General features: G+C 57.8%; 20 protein-coding genes. 5 read left to right on the top strand and 15 right to left on the bottom strand.

Translation table 11 applies throughout. The features are described 5' to 3' along the window. Positions 1–61: 61 nt before the first annotated feature. The 5 genes from PL597_RS15395 to PL597_RS15415 all read right to left on the bottom strand — a co-directional run bounded on the left by PL597_RS15395 (position 62) and on the right by PL597_RS15415 (position 5,858). A complete protein-coding gene (locus PL597_RS15395) occupies positions 62–2,044 on the bottom strand; it encodes an amidohydrolase (RefSeq protein ID WP_271365613.1) in 1,983 nt (660 codons plus the stop codon). Next, positions 2,044–2,331, bottom strand: coding sequence for a XapX domain-containing protein (locus PL597_RS15400; protein ID WP_271365614.1), 288 nt, complete (start codon positions 2,329–2,331; stop codon positions 2,044–2,046). The genes PL597_RS15395 and PL597_RS15400 overlap by 1 nt, the downstream gene beginning before the upstream one ends. A 62-nt stretch (positions 2,332–2,393) precedes the next feature. Then, a complete protein-coding gene (locus PL597_RS15405) occupies positions 2,394–3,083 on the bottom strand; it encodes a hydrolase (protein WP_004437494.1) in 690 nt (229 codons plus the stop codon). Between the two features lie 748 nt (positions 3,084–3,831). After that, positions 3,832–4,749 (bottom strand): LysR family transcriptional regulator, encoded by a 918-nt coding sequence (locus tag PL597_RS15410; protein ID WP_271365616.1) that lies wholly within the window; start codon positions 4,747–4,749, stop codon positions 3,832–3,834. Between the two features lie 176 nt (positions 4,750–4,925). Further along, entirely contained in the window at positions 4,926–5,858 is a 933-nt protein-coding gene (locus tag PL597_RS15415; RefSeq protein WP_271365617.1) for a VOC family protein, read from the bottom strand. 115 nt (positions 5,859–5,973) lie between these two features. Between PL597_RS15415 and PL597_RS15420 the strand changes: the two genes are divergently transcribed. After that, positions 5,974–6,873 carry a LysR family transcriptional regulator gene (locus PL597_RS15420; protein ID WP_271365619.1) on the top strand — a complete coding sequence of 300 codons (900 nt, stop codon included), beginning with the start codon at positions 5,974–5,976 and terminating at the stop codon, positions 6,871–6,873. Here PL597_RS15420 and PL597_RS15425 read toward each other — a convergent pair. The 3 genes from PL597_RS15425 to PL597_RS15435 all read right to left on the bottom strand — a co-directional run bounded on the left by PL597_RS15425 (position 6,860) and on the right by PL597_RS15435 (position 9,048). After that, positions 6,860–7,591 (bottom strand): gamma-glutamylcyclotransferase, encoded by a 732-nt coding sequence (locus PL597_RS15425; RefSeq protein ID WP_271365620.1) that lies wholly within the window; start codon positions 7,589–7,591, stop codon positions 6,860–6,862. The genes PL597_RS15420 and PL597_RS15425 overlap by 14 nt on opposite strands. A 69-nt stretch (positions 7,592–7,660) precedes the next feature. Beyond that, the gene (locus tag PL597_RS15430) at positions 7,661–8,113 is read right to left on the bottom strand and encodes a Rid family hydrolase (protein ID WP_271365621.1); all 453 of its coding nucleotides are present in this window, start codon (positions 8,111–8,113) and stop codon (positions 7,661–7,663) included. A gap of 98 nt (positions 8,114–8,211) precedes the next feature. After that, the gene (locus PL597_RS15435) at positions 8,212–9,048 is read right to left on the bottom strand and encodes an alpha/beta fold hydrolase (protein WP_271365622.1); all 837 of its coding nucleotides are present in this window, start codon (positions 9,046–9,048) and stop codon (positions 8,212–8,214) included. Between the two features lie 4 nt (positions 9,049–9,052). Here PL597_RS15435 and PL597_RS15440 point away from each other — a divergent pair, with 4 nt between their 5' ends. Further along, on the top strand, positions 9,053–9,214 hold the full coding sequence (locus PL597_RS15440; RefSeq protein WP_271365623.1) for a hypothetical protein: 162 nt from the start codon (positions 9,053–9,055) through the stop codon (positions 9,212–9,214). Positions 9,215–9,492: 278 nt separating this feature from the next. Here PL597_RS15440 and PL597_RS15445 read toward each other — a convergent pair whose 3' ends face one another. The 4 genes from PL597_RS15445 to PL597_RS15465 form a co-directional block, all read right to left on the bottom strand. Then, a complete protein-coding gene (locus PL597_RS15445; protein ID WP_271365698.1) occupies positions 9,493–10,110 on the bottom strand; it encodes a nucleotidyltransferase family protein in 618 nt (205 codons plus the stop codon). Between the two features lie 214 nt (positions 10,111–10,324). Then, positions 10,325–11,269 carry an XdhC family protein gene (locus PL597_RS15455; RefSeq protein WP_271365624.1) on the bottom strand — a complete coding sequence of 315 codons (945 nt, stop codon included), beginning with the start codon at positions 11,267–11,269 and terminating at the stop codon, positions 10,325–10,327. A 72-nt stretch (positions 11,270–11,341) separates the two neighbouring features. Further along, a complete protein-coding gene (locus PL597_RS15460; RefSeq protein WP_271365625.1) occupies positions 11,342–12,454 on the bottom strand; it encodes an FAD binding domain-containing protein in 1,113 nt (370 codons plus the stop codon). 2 nt (positions 12,455–12,456) lie between these two features. Continuing rightward, positions 12,457–13,692 carry an MFS transporter gene (locus PL597_RS15465; RefSeq protein ID WP_271365626.1) on the bottom strand — a complete coding sequence of 412 codons (1,236 nt, stop codon included), beginning with the start codon at positions 13,690–13,692 and terminating at the stop codon, positions 12,457–12,459. Positions 13,693–13,797: 105 nt separating this feature from the next. Here PL597_RS15465 and PL597_RS15470 point away from each other — a divergent pair, with 105 nt between their 5' ends. After that, positions 13,798–14,730: a LysR family transcriptional regulator gene (locus PL597_RS15470; RefSeq protein WP_271365627.1), complete on the top strand. Its 933-nt coding sequence runs from the start codon at positions 13,798–13,800 to the stop codon at positions 14,728–14,730. Here the strand turns inward: PL597_RS15470 and PL597_RS15475 are convergent. The 3 genes from PL597_RS15475 to PL597_RS15495 form a co-directional block, all read right to left on the bottom strand. Next, on the bottom strand, positions 14,727–17,441 hold the full coding sequence (locus tag PL597_RS15475; protein ID WP_442866799.1) for a molybdopterin cofactor-binding domain-containing protein: 2,715 nt from the start codon (positions 17,439–17,441) through the stop codon (positions 14,727–14,729). The two genes, PL597_RS15470 and PL597_RS15475, sit on opposite strands and share 4 nt — an antisense overlap. Continuing rightward, the gene (locus PL597_RS15490; protein ID WP_271365628.1) at positions 17,438–18,718 is read right to left on the bottom strand and encodes a cytochrome c; all 1,281 of its coding nucleotides are present in this window, start codon (positions 18,716–18,718) and stop codon (positions 17,438–17,440) included. The genes PL597_RS15475 and PL597_RS15490 overlap by 4 nt, the downstream gene beginning before the upstream one ends. Before the next feature lie 218 nt (positions 18,719–18,936). Then, positions 18,937–20,079: an alkene reductase gene (locus PL597_RS15495; RefSeq protein ID WP_271365629.1), complete on the bottom strand. Its 1,143-nt coding sequence runs from the start codon at positions 20,077–20,079 to the stop codon at positions 18,937–18,939. A 682-nt stretch (positions 20,080–20,761) separates the two neighbouring features. Here PL597_RS15495 and PL597_RS15500 point away from each other — a divergent pair. Both PL597_RS15500 and PL597_RS15505 read left to right on the top strand, forming a co-directional pair. Beyond that, positions 20,762–22,366, top strand: a complete 1,605-nt coding sequence (locus PL597_RS15500; RefSeq protein WP_271365630.1) for a GMC family oxidoreductase — start codon at positions 20,762–20,764, stop codon at positions 22,364–22,366. Positions 22,367–22,425: 59 nt separating this feature from the next. After that, positions 22,426–23,109 carry a GntR family transcriptional regulator gene (locus PL597_RS15505; protein ID WP_271365631.1) on the top strand — a complete coding sequence of 228 codons (684 nt, stop codon included), beginning with the start codon at positions 22,426–22,428 and terminating at the stop codon, positions 23,107–23,109. Positions 23,110–23,111: the final 2 nt, after the last annotated feature.

The following is a 23,111-nucleotide window of genomic DNA, read 5'->3' on the forward strand; positions in this document are numbered from 1 at the left end:
TGCAAAATCAGCAATTATGGAGAGAAACTCGGATGATCTGGTCACCCGAGCTTCAGCTTGGTCAGACGGCCCAGCAGGAGCAGCCGAGAGCGCCGAAAAAGCCCTTGAGGTCGGCGATCGGCAGTTTCGATGTCCAGGCGCCAGCATGGTCATGTCCGTGAACGCCGCAATCGCTGGCGCAGCCGCAGGAGGTGATGGCGGTGCGGCGCAACGAGCGGGCACCGGCACCTTCCGGCTCACCCCAGGCAGCATAACCACCAAACCTGCGGACAGGCGACCAGTCCGGCATGGCCGGAGGAACGTTGCTCTCATCAAGCGCTTTGAAGTCACCGGCACCGTAGACGATCTTGCCGCCAACCATGGTCAGATCGGAGGTCAGGAAGGAAATTTCGTCCTCTGCGCAGGCAAAGTAGTCCTTGTCCGGCACGACGAGATCCGCGAACTGGCCCTTTTCGATGCGGCCCTTCTTGCCTTCTTCGTTGGAGAACCATGTGACCTTCTCTGTCCACATGCGCAGCGCCGTTTCGCGGTCGAGGCAATTGGCACGCGGGTAAAGCTGCATGCCGCCGACCGTCTTGCCGGTCACCATCCAGAACAGCGAGACCCAAGGATTGTAGGAGGCAACACGGGTCGCATCCGTACCGGCCGAAACATTGACGCCCTTGTCGAGCATGCGGCGGATCGGTGGTGTGGCTTCAGCGACACCGTGACCATACTGCTCGACGAAATATTCGCCCTGATACGCCATCCGGTGCTGGGTCGCGATACCACCGCCAAGCGCGGCAATGCGGTCGATGGAGCGCTCAGAGATGGTTTCCGCGTGATCGAAGAACCAGTTGAGACCTTCCAGCGGAATGTCCCGGTTGACCTTTTCGAAAACGTCGAGCGAGCGCGAGATGGTTTCGTCATAGGTGGCGTGCATCCGCCAGGGCCAGCGGTTCTCGGCAAGAACGCGCACCACCTCTTCCAGCTCGCCTTCCATTTCCGGCCCCATTTCCGGGCGCGGCTGACGGAAATCCTCGAAGTCGGCGGCCGAAAACACCAACATCTCGCCAGCGCCATTGTGCCGGAAGTAGTCGTTGCCCTGCTTGTATTTGACATTAGCCGTCCAGTTGAGGAAATCTTCCTTTTCCTGCTTCGGCTTCTGGGTGAACAGGTTGTAGGCAAGACGAACCGTCAGCTGGTTCTCGTCCGATAGTTTCTGAATGACCTCGTAGTCATCCGGATAGTTCTGGAAACCACCGCCAGCATCAATGACGCCGGTCACACCAAGCCGGTTCAGTTCGCGCATGAAATGGCGGGTGGAATTGACCTGATAGTCAAAGGGCAGCTTCGGTCCCTTCGCAAGCGTGGAGTAAAGAATGCCCGCATTCGGCTTGGCGAGCAGCATGCCGGTCGGATTGCCGTGGGCATCACGGGTAATCTCGCCGCCCGGCGGGTTCGGCGTATCGCGGGTGTAGCCGACAGCGCGCAACGCAGCGCCGTTCAGAAGTGCTCGATCATAAAGATGCAACAGGAAGACCGGGGTATCCGGCGCTATTGCATTGATCTCCTCGATGGTCGGCAAACGCTTTTCGACGAACTGATGCTCGGTAAAGCCGCCAACGACGCGGACCCATTGCGGCGCTGGTGTAATCGCCACCTGGCGTTTCAGCATGTCCATCGCATCAGCAAGCGAGCGAACGCCATCCCAGCGCAGTTCCATGTTGAAGTTCAGGCCACCGCGCACGACGTGCGTATGGTTGTCGATCAGGCCGGGCAGAACCCGCTTGCCCCTGAGGTCGATGATCCTGGTATCTGGCCCGGCATGCGTCATGACATCTTCGTCACTGCCAACGGCCAGAAACTTCCCGTCCTTGATGGCGATCGCCGTAGCGTTCGGATTGGTCCGGTCAAGGGTCGTCACGCGGCCGTTGTGGAGGATCAGGTCAGGATGCATGGTGTCTACTCCGGGCTGGTTGGAGTGGGCGGCTTTCGCCGGGGAGAAGAGGTTCGAGAAGGCCAGGCTCGACGCGCCCCCAAGAAAGGATCGACGAGTCGTCATCAGATCCGCTCCTCCGCTTGCGTCTTCACGTGACGGGCGACGTCGATCCGATCGCCGCCCTTAGGCAGGTGGCCGAACATGTGCGGCTTGATCTGATGAAGCCATGAAACGGCTGCTGGCTCCCTACTCCACAAGGTCTTTGCGAAAGGGATGATCTGTTCACCGACGAGAATGCCGAGAAGGCCAACGAGCGCGATGACAGGCGGAGCCGGCGAGCGAACGTTCAGGAGGCTGTAGACGATGCCAACCAGCAGACCTGCACCGAGAGACAGAAGATAGATTTTCACGGGATTGCTCTCCAAAATCGGAAAGACCGCTCCGATGAATTCGAAGCGGTCTAGAACGAATATTACTTGGCGGGGTTCGGTCCGATGCGCTTGCCGTGCTTGACGCGCTCAGCGCCGCCGTGGACGTGGGTGACGGCATAATCGATGCCCATGCCGTAAGCGCCCGAATGTTCCTTCACCAGCGAGGTGACGGCGTCATAGGTTTCCTTGCGCGCCCAGTCGCGCTGCCATTCCAGCAGCACCTGCTGCCAGGTGACGGGGATGACGCCTGCCTGCACCATGCGGTCCATCGCATATTTATGCGCATCGACAGAGGTGCCGCCAGATGCATCCGCCACCATGTAGATTTCGTAATCGGCGACATCATGCAACGCCGAAAGAGCGAAGGTGGTGTTGCACACTTCCGTCCAGAGGCCGGAAACAACGATCTTCTTGCGACCGTTGGCGGCATTCTTCGCCAGGGCATCGCGGACATTCTGGTCATCCCAGGAATTCATCGAGGTACGCTCGAGAATGTCGTTTTCCGGGAATACTGCCAGCAGTTCCGGGAAGGTGTTGCCGGAGAAGCTTTCCGTTTCAACCGTGGTGATAGTCGTCGGGATGTTGAAAATCTTTGCCGCCTTGGCGAGGCCGACAACATTGTTCTTCAAGGTCTGGCGGTCGATCGACTGCACACCGAAAGCCATCTGCGGCTGCTGGTCGATGAAGATGATCTGGCTGTTGGCGGGAGTAAGGACTTCGAGCTTGGACATGAGATTTTCCTCTTCGGTGGTCTGGACCGCAAATGCGGCGGGTTATGAACTGGGCAGGGCCCGTTGGTCGGACACCATGTTCTGGAACACGGCCCGTAAGGCCCCAGTTAGGTCGATACCGATGCTTCCCTTCAGGCGTTGGCTCGGCTTCTGAAAGGCAACGTATTGCGATTTTCGCTCGCGAAGAATTGCAATATTCGTTGCGAATGAGTTGCCATTGCCGCAATAATTATCTCGGAGCTCCGCTGATCTGGAGATGTCGCGCGAGGCTGCGCTATGCGACCATTCGGTCCAGGATTTCCTCAAGAAAATTCCATCTGGACTTGCGTCCCTCAGGTCGTCTGCAGTGTTGCTGTTCATGCTAATCGACGGGGAGCGATTTGGCTGAATTGGCTTGGGGAGAGAGCTCGTGGGCAACAGGAGAGCAGTGTGTGAGCCGCGAAATGCTTGCCACTCTGCCACTGAGCATTCACGCTACTGGATAGTGAGTGCGCTGTACGCCCAGGGTTCATATCGCGATTACTTTGGCTTCTACTTACTCTCAACAGGCACTGCTCCAAATTCAGCGATCGATTTGTGCCGAAGGAGGAGACGAGTGGCATATCGGGGCACCTCCCATACAGGATAGGGCCGGCCCGCTGCGGGCTGTCCAACGACGGTTCAAATCAGCCGCGGAAAATATCTTCAAACGAAAATGTAGAGAAGCTCGCGGTTGTGGAGTGACTATCCATGGATATGGATAAAGCGATCAGGACGGGTCGGTGCCATTGTCATAGGCAGAAAAGACAGCCGCAACCCAATCTGCAAAGACCTGATACTTCACGCTCGGAAACCGGCCCGCTGGTCTTGCAATGTGAACAGGATAACGTGGCGGCGCCCAATCCTTCATGATCGGGACCAAATCGCCACGAGCGATATGGGGCCGTGCCATGAATTCAAATGTCTGCCCGATACCCAGTCCAGCCAATATTCCATGTAAATGCGCGGTCGCATCGCTGGTGGAAAGCTTGATCGGGCTAAAAATTTCTATTTTCTTGTCATCCTTAATCAGTCGGACGGGTGCGGGTTTCAGGCTGCGTGCGAAGAAGTATTGAACGAAAAAATGATCGCGCTCCAAATCAGACGGCGAAACTGGGATGCCATGCTTTTCGAGGTACGGCGGCGTGGCGCAGGTGACGATCTCGACGCTACAGAGTCTCTTCGCAACGAGAGATGCACTGGGCAAATCCCCGGCGCGAATGACGCAATCGATACCCTCTTCGACGATATCGGCCTGACGTTCCGTTACGCCAAGATGCAACTCGATCTCTGGATAGAGCGCGTAAAACTCTGGCAACCGCGGAATCAGAATCGCGTTTGCGAAACTGCCTCCTACGTCAACCCGAAGTTTTCCCTTGGTAGCGAGGCGCCCGCCGGTCGCCTCGCTGTTCATGTCATCGAAGTCGGCAATCAGCCGGATGGCGCGCTCGTAATAACCAACGCCCTCAGTTGTGACTGTGACCGAGCGCGTCGTTCGTTCCAGCAGCTTGATGCTCAGGCTTGTCTCAAGATCCTGAACAAGCTTGCTTACGGTCGATCGTGGCGCACCCATCGTGTCTGCCGCCTTTGCAAACGATCCGGCCTCTACGACCCGAACAAAGGCTCTGATCGCTCCCAATTGATCCATTGCCGTCTCTCCTTCGAAGATATGTGCGCAAACGTTCCAGGGGCGTAGCAATCGATTGCTGCACAGCATGTCAGTCGTATTCCAACGCCTGAGAATCGCCCTCGCAAACGCCACATTCGATCGCCTGAGTCGACATGCAGCGTCCCGGAATTAGACGCCTGATTTCAATGCCGTGGTCAGGCCGCGAGCGGTTCGAGGTTTGCCTGTATCTGATCTCGAAACGCTTCATATCGATCCGGTAGCTTGAGCGCTTGCCCAAGGTGAGCCGTGTCTTCGTCGCGATTGAAGCCCGGCTCGTTGGTGGCGATCTCGAACAGCACGCCACCAGGTGTGCGGAAGTAAATTGCCCAGAAATAATCGCGGTCGATCACCGGCGTCACCTGATAGCCGGTATCCATCAGCGCCTTGCGAACCTCAAGCTGCTTTTCGCGGTTGTCTACGGCAAAGGCAATGTGGTGGACCGATCCCGCGCCCTGCCGGGCGAAAGGCGTTTTCGGGAGAAACTGCAAGTCGATTGTGTCGGCGCCGTTCCCATCCGGAATGATGAAGCGCGTCACGTCGCCCTCCTTCTCGGCGCGCTGGTAGCCCATGAAGCTCAGCAGTTCCTCGGTCGCGGCCGTATCATGCAGGCTGAAGCGGGCTCCTGCGAAACCGCGGATTGCCGCGTCGTCCGGGATGCCACTAGCCAGCCAGGGAGCACGGGCGTCATCAGAGGCTTCGATCAGCGCGAGGCTGTCGCCATCTGGACCCATGAACCGAAGACGACCGGCTCCGAATACAGAGGCCGTTTCCAGTCCGTCGACGCCCTGCGAAGAGAGGCGGTCCCGCCAGAATTTGAGCGAACCCTTCGGCACGGAGAATTGCGTTTCGCCGACCTCGCCGACGCCGGGACGTCCAAGCATCATGTTCTGGAAGGGGAAGTAGGTCATTACCGTTCCCGCAGTTCCTGTCTCGTCGCCGTAATAGAGGTGATAGACGCTGGGATCGTCGAAGTTCACCGTCTGCTTGACGCGGCGTAGGCCGAGGGTTTCCGTGAAGAAGCGGTTGTTCTGCCGCGCGTCAGACGCCATCGACGTCACGTGGTGCAGTCCCTTGATGTCCTTGATCATGTCGATGCCTTTCCGTCAGCACAGGTTTGTTGTGTGGACTGAACGTAGGCCCGTTGATCGCCGAGGAGAATTGCAATACTTCTCCCGACAGAATTGCACAAAGTGAAACAATGATATGAACGACTACAAGGCCCTTCGCACGTTCCTCCTCGCCGCCGAGAAGAGGAATTTCGCCCAGGTAGCACGCGAACTTGATATGACGCCCGCGGCCGTAACGCGAGCCATCGCCGCCCTCGAAGCAGAGCTCGGCGTCCAGCTTTTCGTGCGCACCACGCGGCAGGTGTCCTTGACGACTGACGGTGCAATCTTTGCTGCGCAGATTCAGCCCGCGGTGAAGACGCTGGAAGATGCGCGCCGCGATGTGATGAATGCCCATAAGGCGGACCAGGGAAGGCTGCGCATCAGCGCTCCCACATGGTTCGGCAAGGCCGTGCTACCGCCGATCCTGTCAGGCTTCAAGGAAAAATATCCGAAGATGAGCTTCGAAATCTCCTTATCTGACGGCCTGGTCAACATTGTCGACGACGACTACGACCTGGCGATCCGAATTTCGTCGCAGCCATCCGACAAGTTCACGATCTGGAGGAAGATCCGCGTCGTGCCGCGCATTCTCGTTGCTGCGCCCGGCAGCCGCTTCGCCGACATGTCGCACCCGAACGAGCTGTCGCCAGACGACTGCCTGGCCTATAGCGGGGAGAGCCGGCGGGAGAACTGGGTCCTGTCGGATGGCGGGTCTAGCATCACGATCTCGGCTGGCCGTGCGTTCAGCGCCAACAGCGGCGAGGTTCTTGCCGATATGGCAGCAGATGGGGCAGGTGTCGCCCTGCTTCCGGGGTTCAACATCGCCGACCACATCCGCAGCGGACGACTCGTGCATGTCTTCAACGGATGGGCGCCCCCAGATCTGTGGCTGACCCTCTACTACCCGCCTTACCAGGCTCTGCCGCCGCGCATCGCCTCCTTCTCGAAATTCTTCGAAGAACAGGTGGCGGCACATATGGTCATGCTGGATTGACGGGTGGCGGGAGAGATTCAAGCCTTTCCGCCACAAGTTTTTGCAACTGCCAAACGTTTCGGTCGAAGATCTGGCGTTCCGCCAAATCAAGGACCGTGCGATGCAGATATTCCGCGCAGGATCCGGCCGGTCCGCATGCCTGCGCAATAAGTCCGGCGGCCGTATCGAGGGGCACTTTTTCTGTAAGGAGAGACTTCTTGGGGCTTGCCCAGAATGTCAACGCTCTTCGGGTTCCCGATGGTGTCTTGACTGTTATCCAACGCACCATGTCACAGACTTCCGCATAGCGGATTTCGCGCGCCAGAAGCTTGCGAAGATCTTGCCTCTTCGTATTGCAGGGAAGTTTGAGTATCAGACCGGAACAGCTTCCGCCTGGCTGAAGCGCAAGCATCAGACCGGGCGCCTCGGATGTCGCACGAAATCGCTCGATCCTCAGCGAGAAAGCACGATGCCATCCATAGGCGAGCGCATTTTCTGTTGCCTCCACCTCAAATTCGGGGTTCCACATCAGGGATCCATAGGCGAATATCCAGATCTCCTCGTCGCCAGCCCCCTCCTCGACTCGACGGACAAGTTCGTCCAGATGCCTGGGCGAGATGGGCGTCCAATTCGGTTCCGGGCCTTCCTCTTCGACCACCCTCAGCGTTTTGGCAACGAGTTCTGACGTCAGATGCAAAGTCGCTGGCAATCTCGTTTTGTAGGAGGACGTTCTCGGCATCGGGGAACCCGTTTTGTTGAATAGCCGCCGGAGCGCTCTGGCACCGGCGGTTCTTGAGGCAGACATTTTTTACGAGGCGGCCGGGACGTCGATCACTGCCCGGAACGTGATCTCAACGATCTGTTCGGGAAAGGCCAGCGCGCTCACTCCGATCAGGTTGCTTGCAACCGGCGGCGTGTCTGTGCCGTACATCTCCTTGCGAACCTTTGAGCCGGCTGCGAATGCACTTGGGATGTCGAGAACAAAGAGCGTCTCTTCGACGACGTCCTCAAGAGTGGCACCGAACTCAGCGAGCAGCTTCTTGGCGTTAACGTATGTCTGACGGATCTGCTCTTCCATTTGCGAGAAATCGGCTGGTCGACCATTTTCGTCGAGTGTCGCCGGGGCGATGAGCTTGCCATCGGGATCGTGGCTCAACTGTCCCGAAATATAGATTGTATCCTTGACCTGAACGGCCTGTGCGTAGCCAAAAGCTTGCTCCCAGGCGACGCCGAGGTTTGCGATCTTCTTCGTGTTCGTCATGATGGTTTCCTAGTATGAGGCAGCGCGATCCGCGCGTGTGGATTAGCAACTTGAAAGACGGCGGACGCGTGGGAGGCCGCACCCGCCGCCAGTGTCGATCAACCCTGGACGAATGCCAGCAAATCGGCGTTCAGCACATCGGCGTTGACGGTCAGCATGCCGTGCGAAAAGCCGGGATAGGTCTTCAACGTGCCGTTCTTCAGCAGCTTGACCGACTTGTGAGCCGAGTCGGCAATCGGAACGATCTGGTCGTCTTCACCGTGCAGAACCAGTGTCGGAACGCTGATATTCTTCAGGTCTTCGGTCTGGTCGGTTTCCGAGAATGCCTTGATGCCGTCATAATGAGCCTTCGCGCCGCCCATCATGCCCTGACGCCACCAGTTCTGGATGACGCCTTCATGCACGGTCGCGCCATCACGGTTGAAACCGTAGAACGGGCCGGCCGGGACATCGCGGAAGAACTGGGCGCGGTTGGCGGCAAGGGCGGAGCGGAAGCCATCGAAGACTTCAATCGGCAGACCTTCCGGATTGGCAGCCGTCTTAACCATGATCGGCGGCACGGCGGAGACGAGAACCGCCTTGGCGACGCGGCCAGCGGGTTCGCCATGCTTTGCAACATAACGGGCAACTTCGCCGCCGCCGGTGGAGTGGCCGATGTGAACGGCATTCTTGAGGTCCAGCGCTTCGACGACCGCGAAGGTGTCGGCGGCGTAATGGTCCATGTCGTGCCCCTCGGATACCTGGGCGGAGCGGCCATGACCACGGCGGTCATGGGCGACGACGCGAAAGCCCTTGGAAACGAAGAACAGCATCTGTGCATCCCAGTCATCGGACGAGAGCGGCCAGCCATGGTGGAAAACGATCGGCTGAGCATCCTTTGGACCCCAGTCCTTGTAGAAGATTTCGACGCCGTCCTTGGTGGTTACATATGCCATTGTCATGTTTCCTTCGATTGAGGTTGTGGAGGGAGCAGCATCGGCTGCAAAGCTGAATGTGGGAGAGATTGCGACGGCCGCGGCGGCCGCGCCTGCGGAAAGCAGCACGCCTCTGCGTGTCATGGAAGAAATGGTTTCGGTCATCTCGCGTCCTGCGATTTCGTGATTGAAAACTTCAGGCGACGCTGTGTTCGTCTGACGGGTTGATATTGCCGTCAGATGCGTCCGCTCACAATTGCGGGAATAATTTCGAGTTTATTGCTTATTCTGAAATAGTAGGCTGCGCCGGCCGCGACATCAGTTGGACATGTGGGTATACCGCTTGGGGTTCCAGGACCCCAGCCTCGAGCTACAGTGAGAGATGACGGTCTTCCGCTTGGTTGGATATGAACCCGTTTCCTGCGGATGTCTTAGTTCGGAAAACCGAGTTTTCGGTTGCCTGCTCTATAAAGATATCTCGTCCGCCCCGGTCCTGCCGCCTGCAGACACGAGTTCGTCGACAGTATCAATGTCTTTCAGCGCAGCGAACCCGATATCGATCAATTGAACCGGAACTAATCGCTGTCGAAGCACGTCCTTGGCACCTTGGTCACCACCCAAATCGCGCAAATGGGAAAACAAAGCGGCTGGCATGATGACCGGATGCCCGGGCTTTTCCCCATCCGAGCCTCGCACCACTGTAGAATCGCCAGATGCAAATGCCACCAGGAGTTCATTGATGTGATCCGCGGTGATGTCAGGCATGTCAGCGAGCATGACAAGAAGGCCATCAAAGTTTGCGAGGGATTTGTGCCGAAAACCACAAGCGAGTGAAGTGCCCATACCTTGGGCGAACTCCTTGTTGAATACCGAGAAGAACGGCAGCCCGCATAGTGCCGCTTCGATTTCTGAAGATCGGTGTCCAGTTACAACCGTTACAGATTCCAAGTTTGAGCGGAGCATTGCTTCCGCAGATCTTCGTACCAGCGGAACCCCATGGAACTCGGCTAGAAGTTTGTGGTGCCCTGCGGCCATCCGGCTCGATTGGCCCGCCGCCAAGAGCAAACCTCCAACGGTCTTCACGCAGGATCCTCCTTGGCCGCGTGTCACGCTCTTATGCCGTGACACGGCTGGCCAGTTGTTGCGATCGTAATGAAATCATGGCCTTTCGGATTGCGAGCCAGTGCCCCGTCTATCGCTGCCATCCGATGCGCCGGGTCGATATTATCGCGCACGACTTCACGCAGATCGGCAGCGTCGTTTTGGCCGAGACAAAAAGTTATTGCCTTCATTACGACTAGCTCTTTCGTTCGCGCACATACAGTCCCGACGTAGCAGTTGAGCGAGCAACAGCGATTTCGGCCAGAACGGACAACGCCAGGGTTGTTGCGTCCCGTGTAGGGCCAAACAATCCAATAGGCGCCTTTATCCGATTACAATTTTCTAACGAAACGCCAGTTTTCACCAGTCTATCTACCCGACGCCGGTGCGTGCGTATGCTTCCTAAAGCGCCAATATAGAAAGCCGATGAGGCGAGAGCTTCGTTCAATAGGTCGGCTTCAAGGTCGAGGTCATGATGCAAGAGCACAACTGCTGTGAATGGGTCTATTAAAACCGAGCTCTGCGCCCTTGCCAACTTTTGCGGATCAGAAAGTGACACGGCGTAACCAGCCGCTTCTCCAAGACGGCGGACCGCCTCTGCTTCTCCCATCTGACCCGAGATTACCAAGCGCGTCTGGGGATGATAGACGGATACGAACTCCTCGCCCTGCCAGCCAGATGTCGGCATGTGAGTGTTGCAGCGCTCAAAACTATGCAGTCGAGATGAATACGCGAGAGCGACCGAACGGCGTTCGTTGAGATCTCCCAACACGGTGTGCAGGACTTCGTCTCCACGTAAAACATGGATAGAGACTGTTATTCCACCTCCGCAAGGAAGTATAATATCAAAGAACGGTGACCCTTCCCCGAACTTCACAAATCGGTCTCTACCTTCCGCAATCGCATGAAGAGCCTCGGCAGCGACGGCGCCCTCGACACACCCACCCGACACATAGCCAACAAACCCGCCGTCGGCGGCGACTGCAACTTGCGCTCCGAGGGCACGTGCGGCGCCTCCTCTTATTTCGACCAATGTTGCAAGCGCTGCTCCGCCGCGTCGCATAGCGGAGGCCGCAAAAGTGAGGATATCGACAGGATTATCGGTACTGCTTACCCTGAACGGGAAGGGTATTTCCGTCATAACGACCTATCCTCGCTAAATGGACACGGAAAAGTGACCAGGTTGATTTCGTAAGGGGCAAGTGCCCGGTTTCTAAAGAGCCGAGTCACCAAGTCGTTTCCCATAAGCAACGGTTTGCCCGTCGATTAACATCCGCTCCGACTGATAGGCTGCTAACCCCTCGCGAAGTGAGCCCGCCCGCACCACGTTTCGTTGCAGGGAAACTGCATCTGCGGCCGCCTTGGAAACTCCCATCGCGGTATGGGGTCGAGCAACAAAGGCCGCATCTCCGACCAGTGCTACGGATTGGCCCACCATGCGATCAGCCGCGTAATCAAAGATTGCCTGGATCGACGGCGTATTCTCTGCCTGAACGGCGAGCGCGAACGGTGTGGGCAACACCGCCGCAGCATCCGCATGCAACGCTTCGACCCTGCTTGTTGCCAAAGCGCCGCGGGGAAGGGAATAAGCATAGGCTGTTCCGTCACGATCGGTCAGGGTGCTTGCCAACCCGGCTTCATTGATGGGGCGGTACCAAACCCAGTTGTAGCGCCGTTGTCCCGGCGTCGTTTCGCCTTTAGGGCCAGGTACCAGGTAGCCAAGAATGTGAACACCGGATTTGACATAAAAGGCGAACCGATCGAGCAGGATTGATGCTCCCGGAGGAAGTTTGTTTTCAGGCAGCAGTCCACGCCAGGCAACATATCCCGCATACCGGTTATGCCAGTCCTCGTTGAGAGTCGCGCGGACGACTGAGCCAAGCCCGTCCGCACCGATCACCAAATCGGCCTTTTCGGATGAGCCATCGGCAAAGATGATGGTAGCACCATCGTCAGCGTCGATAACGGCCTCAGCGGCACGTCCGGTCTGGTACCGTCCTTTTTCCAGGCGTGCCAAGACTTCCGAGTAGAGAAAGTCCCACGAAATCTGCATCTGGGGCATCGACAGATTCTGGGCGACCGAGCCGTCAGCATTAAAATAGATCCGTTCGCGGGCCATCACGCCGACATTGGCGGCATGATCTGCGCCAATCATGCGCAGTATGTGAAACACTTCCTCTTGAGGTACCAGTCCCGCTCCCCGCCCGGCCAATCCGGAATGGGAGCGTTCGTAAACAACCACGTCGTGGCCGTCATTCTGCAACAAAATTGCGGTGAATAGGCCTGCAAGCGAGCCGCCGACAACACGGATACGCAATGGTTTCATGATTATCGTCCTTCGTGTTTGCTGGAGGCGGCGCCTGAGCGATTGCGGCCGAGGACCAGAACCAAAAGCGCGATGATGGCGAGCGTTCCACCCAGGATGCTGACGCCGGTCCATTCTCCCTGGCTCCACGCGACGGTAGCGACTGCCGAACCAAATGAGCCACCAAGGAACATGCCGGTCATGAAGATCGTATTCAGACGGCTACGGGCTTGCTGGTCGAGCGCATAAATCAGGTGCTGGTTCGAGACCAGCGCGCTCTGGATACCGAAATCCAACACAATGACGCCGATGATTAGACCGGCGATCGCGCCCCAAAGACCAAACACGAGCCATGCTACCAGCGTCAGGATAGCACCGCCCAAGACCACGAAGGACGGGCCATGCTTGTCGGCGACGCGACCGGCGAGCGGTGCTGCAAAGACGCCCACCGCGCCAACGATGCCGAACAGACCGGCCACATCGGCTCCAAGATTGAAACGCGGTCCCTGGAGGTAGAGTGCGAGGATAGTCCAGAACGCCGTGAACGAGGCAAACAGGGCAGCTTGAACGAATGTCGCCGTGCGCAGCGTTGGCAAGCGTGTCCAGAGATGTGCCAGCGAGCGGAGCGCCTTGCCATAGGGCATGCTAGAGGTTGCCCGGTGATGGGGCAGAGTCACGAACATCAAAACGGCGGCGACCAGAGCCATCGGTACACCAAGCCAGAACATTTCACGCCAGCCGCCGTGCTCTCCGACAAAGCCGGACAACGTGCGGCTGAAAAGGATACCTGACAGCACCCCTGCCATGACAGTGCCAATCGTAGCACCGCGCTTTTCCGGTGTTGCGAGTGATGCCGCAAACGGCACGATCTGCTGCGCCACCGTCGCGCTGGCGCCAACCACAAGAGAGGCCATGACCAGCGTCCAGGCCGTGGGTGCGATAGCAGCCAGAGCCAAGGCGACAGCCAGCACCACAAACTGACCGACGATCAGCGGCTTTCGATGAAGGATATCGCCCAGCGGTAGCAACAGAAAAAGACCAAGCGCATAACCGAGCTGGGTTGCGGTCGGGATCAACGTCGCCGCCGACTGCCCGGGAAACTCCGCCTCGATTATACCCAGCATCGGCTGGTTGTAGTAGATATTGGCTACAGCGATGCCGCTGGCTGCGGCCATGGCCAGCAAACCGAGCTTATGGGTCCGTTTGGCAGTTACGTCACCGGGTAATGCCGATGCTTTCGAGTTTTGCGAAATTTCCATTTTCATGTCGCTCCAGTGTATTTTCGTCAGCCACTTTTCTATAATTTAATCTCAATCAGTTTTAGTGCGTCTCAATGTTTGGGCCGAATATCGAGAATCGTTATAATGAACACAGATGATCTGCGCGTTTTCACCTCTGCCGTCGATGGTGGCAGCCTTGCAGAAGCAGCCCGTCGCCTGGGCATACCGGCCATGGCTGCAAGCCGTCGGCTGGCTGCGCTCGAAACATCGCTCGGCATTCGGCTGATGCACCGCACCACCCGCGCGTTGTCGCTGACACCAGAAGGCGAGACGTTTCTGCCCTATGCCCGTTCGATCATCGACAACGAGCAGGAGGCCACATCGAGGTTGAGATCCGATGGCCGGGGCGCGGCGGGATTGCTGCGCGTTTCGGTCTCCGCTGCCTTCGGCCTTACATTTGTGGCCCCACTTGTGCCCCGTCTGCTGATGGCTAATCCTGAACTGCGCATCTCGCTCGAGGTTACCGACACACTTCCTGATCTCGTCGCGACTGGTATCGACCTCGCCATCCGCATTGCTCATCTGCGCGACAACAGCTTGATCGCTCAAAAACTGGCCGACAATCCGCGGCTTCTGGTAGCAGCGCCCGATTATCTTCAGCGGCGTGGCCAGCCGGCCTTCGTGGGTGATCTGGCTTTGCACGATTGCCTTCCGCTTAACGGCGTCAGTCATTGGACGATGCGGAACGAGACGGCGCCTGAAAGTGAGCGGGAGAAACATATCCGCGTTCATTCGCGTTTTTCGTCGAGCAGTATTGCCATCTGCCATGCAGCCTGCCTGGCGGGCGGCGGCATTGCGTTGTTGTCGCACTGGGCCGTCCGCGATGACCTGCGGGCGGGCCGGCTTGTAGCTGTCACTCTCGCCGACGGCGCGCCCGAGAACATGCCGATCTGGGCAGTGTACCCCACTACACGGCTGGTCTTGCCCAAAGTCCGCGTATTCGTCCTGGCACTTCAGGAAGCCTTCGCCGCCTACGCTGGTCAAGGCCGTGAAGTACCAACCGATCTCCATCCCTAAAGGGTTACAATCGCGGCTCTGATTTTCTCGGCGGTGATCGGCATGTGAGTGAACCTGACACCGGTGGCATCCGCCAGTGCATTTGCGAGTGCTGCGGATGCCGGGCCTTGCCCACACTCGGCCACGCCGAGGAAAGGCTTTCCCGGCTGCTGTTGGACGGTGACAGTTATTTCTTCAGGGACGTCGCGGAAGCGTAGAATTGGATAGGTGCTCCAATCGAAGGCTGTGCGCAGAGTGCCGTCATTTCCCGATGCTTCACGGGTGCACCAGCTCAAGGATTGAATAATCGCCCCCTCAACCTGATTTTGGATACCGTCCGGAGAAACGACCTCGCCGCAGTCTACATCGGCCTGAACCCTTCGGACTTTCAGACGCCCCGTGTCGCGCTCGACCTTGATTTCCATGAAGACCGCGCAATAGGCACCCAGGTTCTTGTAACGCGCGAAGGCCATACCGAACCCTTGCAGTGGCGAAGTCTTCTTGCGAATTTTCCAGCCGAAGGCTTCCGAGGCGGTCAGCATGACGTTTCGTGCGCGGTCGTCGGCCATGTGAGCCAACCGTATATCCAGCGGGTCCACTCCGGCCTTCAAGGCAAGTTCATCAAACATGCTCTCGATAGAAAACACGTTCAGGTGCGCCCCGAGCGACCTCAGCGCGGAAACCCTTATCGGCATGTCCTTGATGAAGTGATAGATGACATTCGTGTTTGGCAAATCGTAGAGAGGGTTGGAGTTGCGGCTGCCGTCGCCTTCCGGCATGGGGATCGGCTTGCCCTCCGGAATAGGGAATGATTGCGACACCTCGTTTCCAACAAGCACTCCGCCCGCCCCGACCGGACGGTTGTTGTGAGGATTACTCCAAACATCGTAGTTCCATTTGACAATCCGGTTGCCGGCATCGACGGCGGCCTCGACTTCCGTCACCATTCCCGGACCAAGAGGTTCCCAGCCGAACTCTTGCTCGCGCATCCATTGTAACCGGATAGGCTTGCCCGGCATCGATGCGGCAATCAGGGCGGCTTCCGCAGCCACATCGTCCGCGCCGTTCTGTCCATAACAACCGGCGCCTTCGACGTGGATGGCGCGGATGGTTTCTATAGGGCGATCGAGGAGCTCCGCCGCCACACGCCTGACGTCGAAAGTCCCCTGACTATGTGTCCAGATAGTCAGCAGATCGTCTTGCAGCCATGCCAACGCGCAGGAGGGTCCGATCGAACCGTGGCTGATCCAGTTCCTCGTAAAACTCTGGCTGACAGAATGCTTGGGGTCCGCAGTCGGTCTACTCGTATCCTGTATGACGATGTCGCGCGCTGGCAGCGCCTTCAATGTTTCCGCGACCTCGCCCGAGGGGAAAGGCTGTTGGGCAGCCGTGTACGGTGAGGCTTGCAGTCTGCGCATCAGCTTGACAGCATCCCACTCGCGCCGGGAGACGACTGCCGCAAAATCGCCGTTGCGGACGAACTTGATGACGCCTTCCATGGCTTCGATTTCGGTATCTGGCGGAAGCTTCAGCTGTGTGCCTATGCTTGGACCGCGAATGACCCGGGCATGCAGCATTCCCGGCAGGCGCATGTCCTGTATGAACGCTTTGCCCCCGGTCGTCTTTGCCGGGATATCCAAGCGCGGCAAGTTGAAACCCATCGTCCGAAACTGGCTCTTCTGGCGAAGAGGTGCATTGGGCAAAGCCTCCACATGCAGCGATACTGCCGCGGCAATCTCGCCATACCCGAGGCTGCGGCCATCGGTTGCGACAATGGTTCCATTTCCCCTGGTAGCAACGTCGGCCTCTGCGACCCCGAGCGTTGCAGCGGCTTTCACGAGCAGGAGCATGCGCACGTTTGCTGCCGCATTGCGGATCGCGGTGCCACTGTCCTGCATGGAATGGCTGCCTGCAGTCAGCCCTTCATCCGGTGTGCGCAGTGTATCGACCGTAACGAGGGTGACGTCGGCAGGCGGAAGATCGAGTTCTTCCGCAGCTACCTGTGTCAACGCCGTGCGTATCCCCTGTCCGAGCTCGGCCTTACCCGTGAACACTGTGGCTTTTCCGTTTTGATCGAGCTGTATCCAGGCATCGAGATAGGGCCATGATTTCAGGCTGCCTGGTAGGTCGGGGTTCAAAATAGCCGGGCCGGCGCCCCCTTCCCCACCTCCGGCTAACTGCGCTCGTGCAGGTCGTGTGAGAGCGAATGCCACCGCGATACCGCTGGCCGCCAGAAAAGAGCGCCTGGACATCAGGTTCATCTGACCACTCCTGTCATAACGTCGCTTGCGCGCCGGACGGCGCGGAGGATTCTCGCATGAGTGCCGCAACGGCAGAGATTGGGCTGCAGATGGTCGCGGATTTCGCCATCGCTCGGATTGGGGATCTTGTCCAAAAAGGGTTTGCGCACGCATGATCATGCCAGCGATGCAGTAACCACACTGCGCGGCCTGCTCATCCTGAAACGCCTTTTGCAAAACGCCAGGAGCGTCGATAGAGCCAAGGCCTTCAATCGTTCGAACCGACCTTTCGCCAATCGCTCCCAGCGGAGTGAGACAGGAAAAGACTGCCTTGTCGTCGATATGTACGGTGCAGGCGCCGCATTGCCCAAGCCCGCAACCGTATTTGGCGCCGTTGAGTTCCAGATCGTTCCGCAGCACATAAAGAAGCGGTGTATCAGTGTCGCTATCGACCTGATGTCTTTTTCCATTGACCATGATCGACGTCGTCATTGTGCGTTCTCCTTGCGAATATCACGAACGGTGTCTTCAAGGCCCGGCCAGGGCGGTTGCGTTGTGAACCGCGATCGACTGTATGCGAGGAGGTCCGCGATTTGTTTATCGGTGAGATTGTCGGCAAAAGAGGGCATGAAAGGAGCGTCGCTTGACGGGTCCCTTATGCCCTGCAGAACCGCCTGAATCGCATTGCGAGGGTCTTTCGCATTCATGTCCGACGTATCTGAAAGTAGCGGACGCCCTTGTCTGCCCATCGGCGCGGATGGCTCGTGACATCCGCCACAGGCACCATCGAACAGATTTGTGCGTGCGTCCGGCCCGTGAGCGACGGCGAGCGGCGGTACCGGCGACGAATGGGTGGTACCGGAATGGATTGAAGTGTTGATGTAAACGGCAATCGCCCGTACGTCAGCGTCGTTAAGCCTCGACAGGCCCTCTGTCACCGGCCCCATCGGGCCAGCTGCCGTGCTGTGGCCGTTTGCAGTCCCGGTTTTCAGATAGGCCTGAAGCGTATCGACGTTCCAGCGGTCAGCTGACGGGTTAGAAGCGTCCAGAGGTGGCGCGTTCCAACCTTCCGCAATACCACCGGCAAACTCTTCCGCCCACTTTTCCCCGCCCAGAATGTTTCGGGGCGTGTGGCACCCCCCGCAGTGGGCGAGCCCGTCAACCAGGTATTTACCGCGGTTCCATTCGCTGCTTTCCATCGGCTCGGAGACCGTTGCTTCGTGTCGCAGAAACAGCAGTTTCCAGCCGGCGAGAAGTGGACGAAAGCCCAGACCAGGGAGGAGGTCGTTTGGGGGCGCAACCTCCTTTATGGGCTCCCGGCTCATCAGAAACGCGTAGATGGCATCGAGATCTTGGTCTGTGACGCGCGTGAAATGTTCATAGGGAAGCGCCGGATAAAGGTGGCTGCCATCGCGGGCAACACCATCCTTCATCGCGCGGCGAAACGCATCCGCCGACCAGTTGCCTATCCCGGTTTCAGGATCCGGCGTAATGTTGTTGGAATAAAGAGTTCCAAATGGCGTAGCCAACGGCCGAGAACCGGCAAGCGCCGGTCCGTTATCGGCGGTGTGGCAGACGATACAGTCACCAACGGTCGCCAATTGCTCACCCTTGCGGATCAGAGCCGGCGAAAGCAAAGCTCGATCAGGCGGCGGGACCCTCGGCAGTTCCGGTTCATAGGCGATCCACGCGAAGACACCAAGACCCGCTGTGATCGTAAGACCGAGGATTGAGGCCCCCATTTGCAGTGTGCGTTTACTGTAATGCATTTGGATGTGCCTCTGTATTACGAATGCAGACGACGATCTGTCCGACAGCACCGCTATGGCTGGTGCTAGGGAACGAGAGCTGAGTGCACCGTTGCCTCAGCACCCATGCCGTCATCCAGAAATCGGTTGTTAGGGTTTAACAGCGTGGGCTGACGTCGAAATCACACTTTGGTTTTTATCGACCTATACCTCAGTGTAGGGCCGACGCGCTTATTCAGTCAGCCGTTTCCTGCACGCGTTTCTGCAGCCTTGAAGAGTGCTGGATAGTCCACATATCCGCGACTGTCTCCGCCGAAAAACGTTGAAGTGTCAGGCTCGTTCAAGGCAGCTCCCGTGCGGAAACGATCCGGAAGGTCAGGATTTGCGATGAACAGTCGTCCGAATGCGACAACATCGCCGCGTCCTTCGGCAATCGCCGCCTGCGCTTTCTCGTAGGTGAAGCCGCCCGCCAAAATCAATGGGCCTTTGAACCGCTTGCGAAGAAGCTTCATGATGTTGTCCCACCGGGGGTCGTGTTGCTCATCGAGAACGGTTCCAATAATTTCCGGCTCTACCAGATGAAGATATGCAAGGCTGCGTTTGCTGAGCTCCTCGGCGATGTAGCCGAATGTTTCTTCCGGGGTATCGTCTCCCATCCCCATGAAACGGCCCATCGGCGTCAGGCGAACACCCACGCGTTTTGCGCCAATCTCTTTGGAAATCGCGTCGGTGACTTCCAGAAGCAGCCGCGCGCGGTTTTCTGTCGAGCCGCCATATTTATCCGTGCGATGATTGCTGTTGCTGTTGATGAACTGATCGAGGAGATAACCGTTTCCAGCGTGGATCTCCACACCGTCCATACCGGCAGCAATTGCATTGCGGGAAGCTGTGACATAGTCAGCGATGATCGCCTCGATGCCATGCGTGGTTAGTTCCTGCGGCTCCGGGATTTCGCCCCATACGCCTTTGCCGGTTTCATCAACAATGAACGTCTTTCCGGGCACCGGCATTGCGGTCGGAGCCACCGGCAGCCCGCCATTCGGTTGGAAGCTAGGATGGGAGACACGTCCGACGTGCCAGAGCTGTTGGAATATCACACCCCCCTCTTCGTGAACGGCTTTGCTGACCTCAAGCCAGCCCGCGATTTGCTCGGGCGTATAGATACCGGGAGTCCAGGCGTAACCCTGTGCTTGCTGCGAGATCTGCGTCGCCTCCGTAATGATCAGACCGGCGCCCGCGCGCTGCCGATAATATTCCACATTCAGCGTGGTCGGCACGTTACCTGGTTGCCCGGCGCGAGAACGGGTCAAGGGTGCCATCGCAATACGATTGCGTAAGGTTAAGCTCGCTATGTTTATGGGAGAAAAAAGGTTGGCGTCCACGGCGTTGTCTTTCGCTTTGAAGATTACATCTTTGAGAACTTCAATCTATTTTCACAACAATAGTCGTTGTAGTTACTGTAAATGATCGACCCGCATATCAATTTCCGATGCAATGATGCACGCTATAAATTTAGCCCCCAACCGCAGTCAGCGATCCGCGCCGGCCTCCGGGTGAAACTCATGAGCGTTATGCCTTCCTCAGGACGCGGCACCCGCAATGATCAAAAAGAGCGCGCGATGGGGTTTACGAGCCGCACTTGGCCTCCTGAACATCCTTTGGATTTTTGGCGACCACTTAATTTGTTTGCCGCAGGCAATTACGGAGCATTGTCTGGATATAAAGAGGATGGTGCCCAAGAAGCTGTCCTAGGAAGTTTATGCCCATTGGTCGATCTCCGCGCCGTCCAGCAAAGAACCTCACCCGAAGCCAACGGAACGCTACACGCGACAGCATATTTTCGACATCGGCGCGAGGCGAGAAGAGGATGGCTGCTTGGCGACATGCGGTTGTCGGGAACAATGATCGAGCACCTTGAAATGATGCAACTGATAGAGGCGACTATCCCCCGGCACGCTACCCGGTTAACAATAATTTTCCTTATCCGATCACCGATTCTACCGATTGACGCATGCGCACGTCCAAAATAAGATATATGATATATTATTTTGGAGGAGGAAGCGAATGGTCGATTATATTGTTGTCGGAGGTGGGTCCGCAGGTAGTGCACTGGCAGGCCGACTGGCTATGGCCGATGCCGGAAAGGTACTTGTAATCGAGGCCGGTCCGCGCGACGTCAATCCGCTCATTCACATCCCCGCGGGCTTTGTGAAGCTCCTGGATAGCGATCTCCTCTACCACTACAGAACAGTGCAGCAGGCAGCATTAAACGGCCGGGCGCCGGTCATGCCGCAGGGTGCTGTCCTCGGTGGCGGCGGATCGGTAAACGCTGCCATCTATGTCCGCGGCCAACGCCGGGACTATGACGACTGGGCACGGCTTGGTGCTGATGGCTGGAGCTATAGTGACGTGCTTCCCTATTTCCGCCGCGCCGAAGACAATGACAGGCTCTCTGATGCCTATCACGGAACCGGCGGCCCGCTTGGCGTCTCCGATCTCAGGCAGGTGAATGACTTAACGCGTGCCTTCGTGCGCAGCGCACAAGAGGCCGGCATTCCCTTCACACCGGATTTCAACGGCGTGCGGCAGCGTGGTGTCGGTTTCAACCAGACCACGACGCGCAACGGACGACGCTGCAGCGCGGCTGTCGGCTATCTTCGTCCCGCCATGAAATCCGGTAATCTGGAGATCCGCACCGGTTGCCTTGTGACGCGCATTCTCTTTGAGGGCGACCGCGCAACGGGCGTCGAATATGTTCGCAACGGCAAGTTGGAAACTATCCACGCCGACAAGGAAATCATCCTGTCGGGTGGCGCAGTGCAGACGCCAAAGCTTCTGATGTTGTCAGGGATCGGCCCCGAGGCGGAGCTTCGCCAGCACGGCATCACCGTCCGGCACCGGCTAGAAGGGGTCGGTCAGAACCTTCAGGATCATCTCGAATTCCCCGCCATCCGCTTTTGTACCGGCCGCTATGGCTACTACGGGGAGGATAGCTTCCTGCGCTCCATTCGCAACGGTTTGCAATATTTACTCTTCAAGTCCGGCCCGGTCATGTCGAACGTTACGGAGGCCTGCGCCTTCGTTAATGTGGACGACATGGAGGCCGAGCCGAATGTCCAGATGCATTTCGTACCGATCGTCTTTATGGACAGCGACCAGCAACCGATCAAGCGCGCCGGTGCAACCGTGAACCCCTGCGTGCTGCGTCCTGAAAGCCGCGGTGAAATCCGCCTTAAATCCACCCGCCCGACGGACCATCCCATCGTCGACCCGCGTTACCTGACAGCCCCGGAGGATATGCGTCTCTCCCTCAGAGCGCTGAAGCTCGCTCGGGAAATCCTGGCGCAGCCTTCCTTTGCAGGTTATGTCGAGAAAACAGAGGCCTATCCCGGCGAGGTTGTCGCGGACGAAGCGGCCCTTGAAACCTATATCCGCTCGAAAGGCAAGACGGTTTACCACCCCGTCGGCACCTGCCGCATGGGCAATGACGAGATGGCTGTGGTCGATCCGCAGTTACGCGTTCACGGCTTTCGCAACCTGCGCATTGTGGACAATTCCGTCATGCCGACACTCATTTCGGGCAATACCAACGCAACGGCCATAATGATCGGCGAGAAAGCGTCAGATATGATACGCGGTCTCACACCACTTGCACCCTCAAACGCGTAATGCGCATTATGCGTTGACTTGTCGAATCTCACGATCAAAGAAACGCCACGGGCCCTTAGATGAACCAGCTGCAAAAAATCAACAAAGGCAATCTTTCCGAGCAGGTTTACGGCATGATCCGTTCCTCTCTGATGGATGGGCGCTATGAGCCGGGTGAACGGCTGACAATCGCAAGCCTGGCCGAGCAGCTCGGTGTATCGATAACGCCGGTCCGCGAGGCGATCTTCCGGCTCGTGACGGAGCGCGCGCTGGAAATGAGGGCGGCCACCTCGATCCAGGTGAGAAGTCTGACGCCCTCGGAATTGCGTGAGATACAACTCATACGCCATCATCTTGAAGGTGAGGCGGCCGCCCAGGCGGCCGTCAAGATTTCAAAAAAAGAACTGGCGGCTCTCGAAGCTCTGCAGGGGGACTTTACCAGGGCTGCAGCCAGCGACCCGCTGGAAGCCTCCCGCGTCAACCGCGAATTCCATTTCAAGCTTGCTGAAGCAGCACAAATGCCGATGCTTTATGCAACGATCGAGGGCATGTGGGCGCAGATGGGACCGCTCATCCACCTATACCATCTCAACACGCCAACCCGTATCCTGTCGAGTGGCGACCACGGCCACTATGATGTACTGCGTGCCCTTACCCTCCGCGACCCCGAAGGATGCCGAAAAGCGATCCAGGCCGATATCGGCGTTGGCGTCGTAATGGTCGAATGGCTGGAAGCAAAGGGGGCGGCCGAAGCCGCCCACTGACC

Source organism: Agrobacterium sp. ST15.13.013, assembly GCF_027956525.1.
In the GTDB taxonomy this organism is placed as follows: Bacteria; Pseudomonadota; Alphaproteobacteria; order Rhizobiales; family Rhizobiaceae; genus Agrobacterium; species Agrobacterium salinitolerans.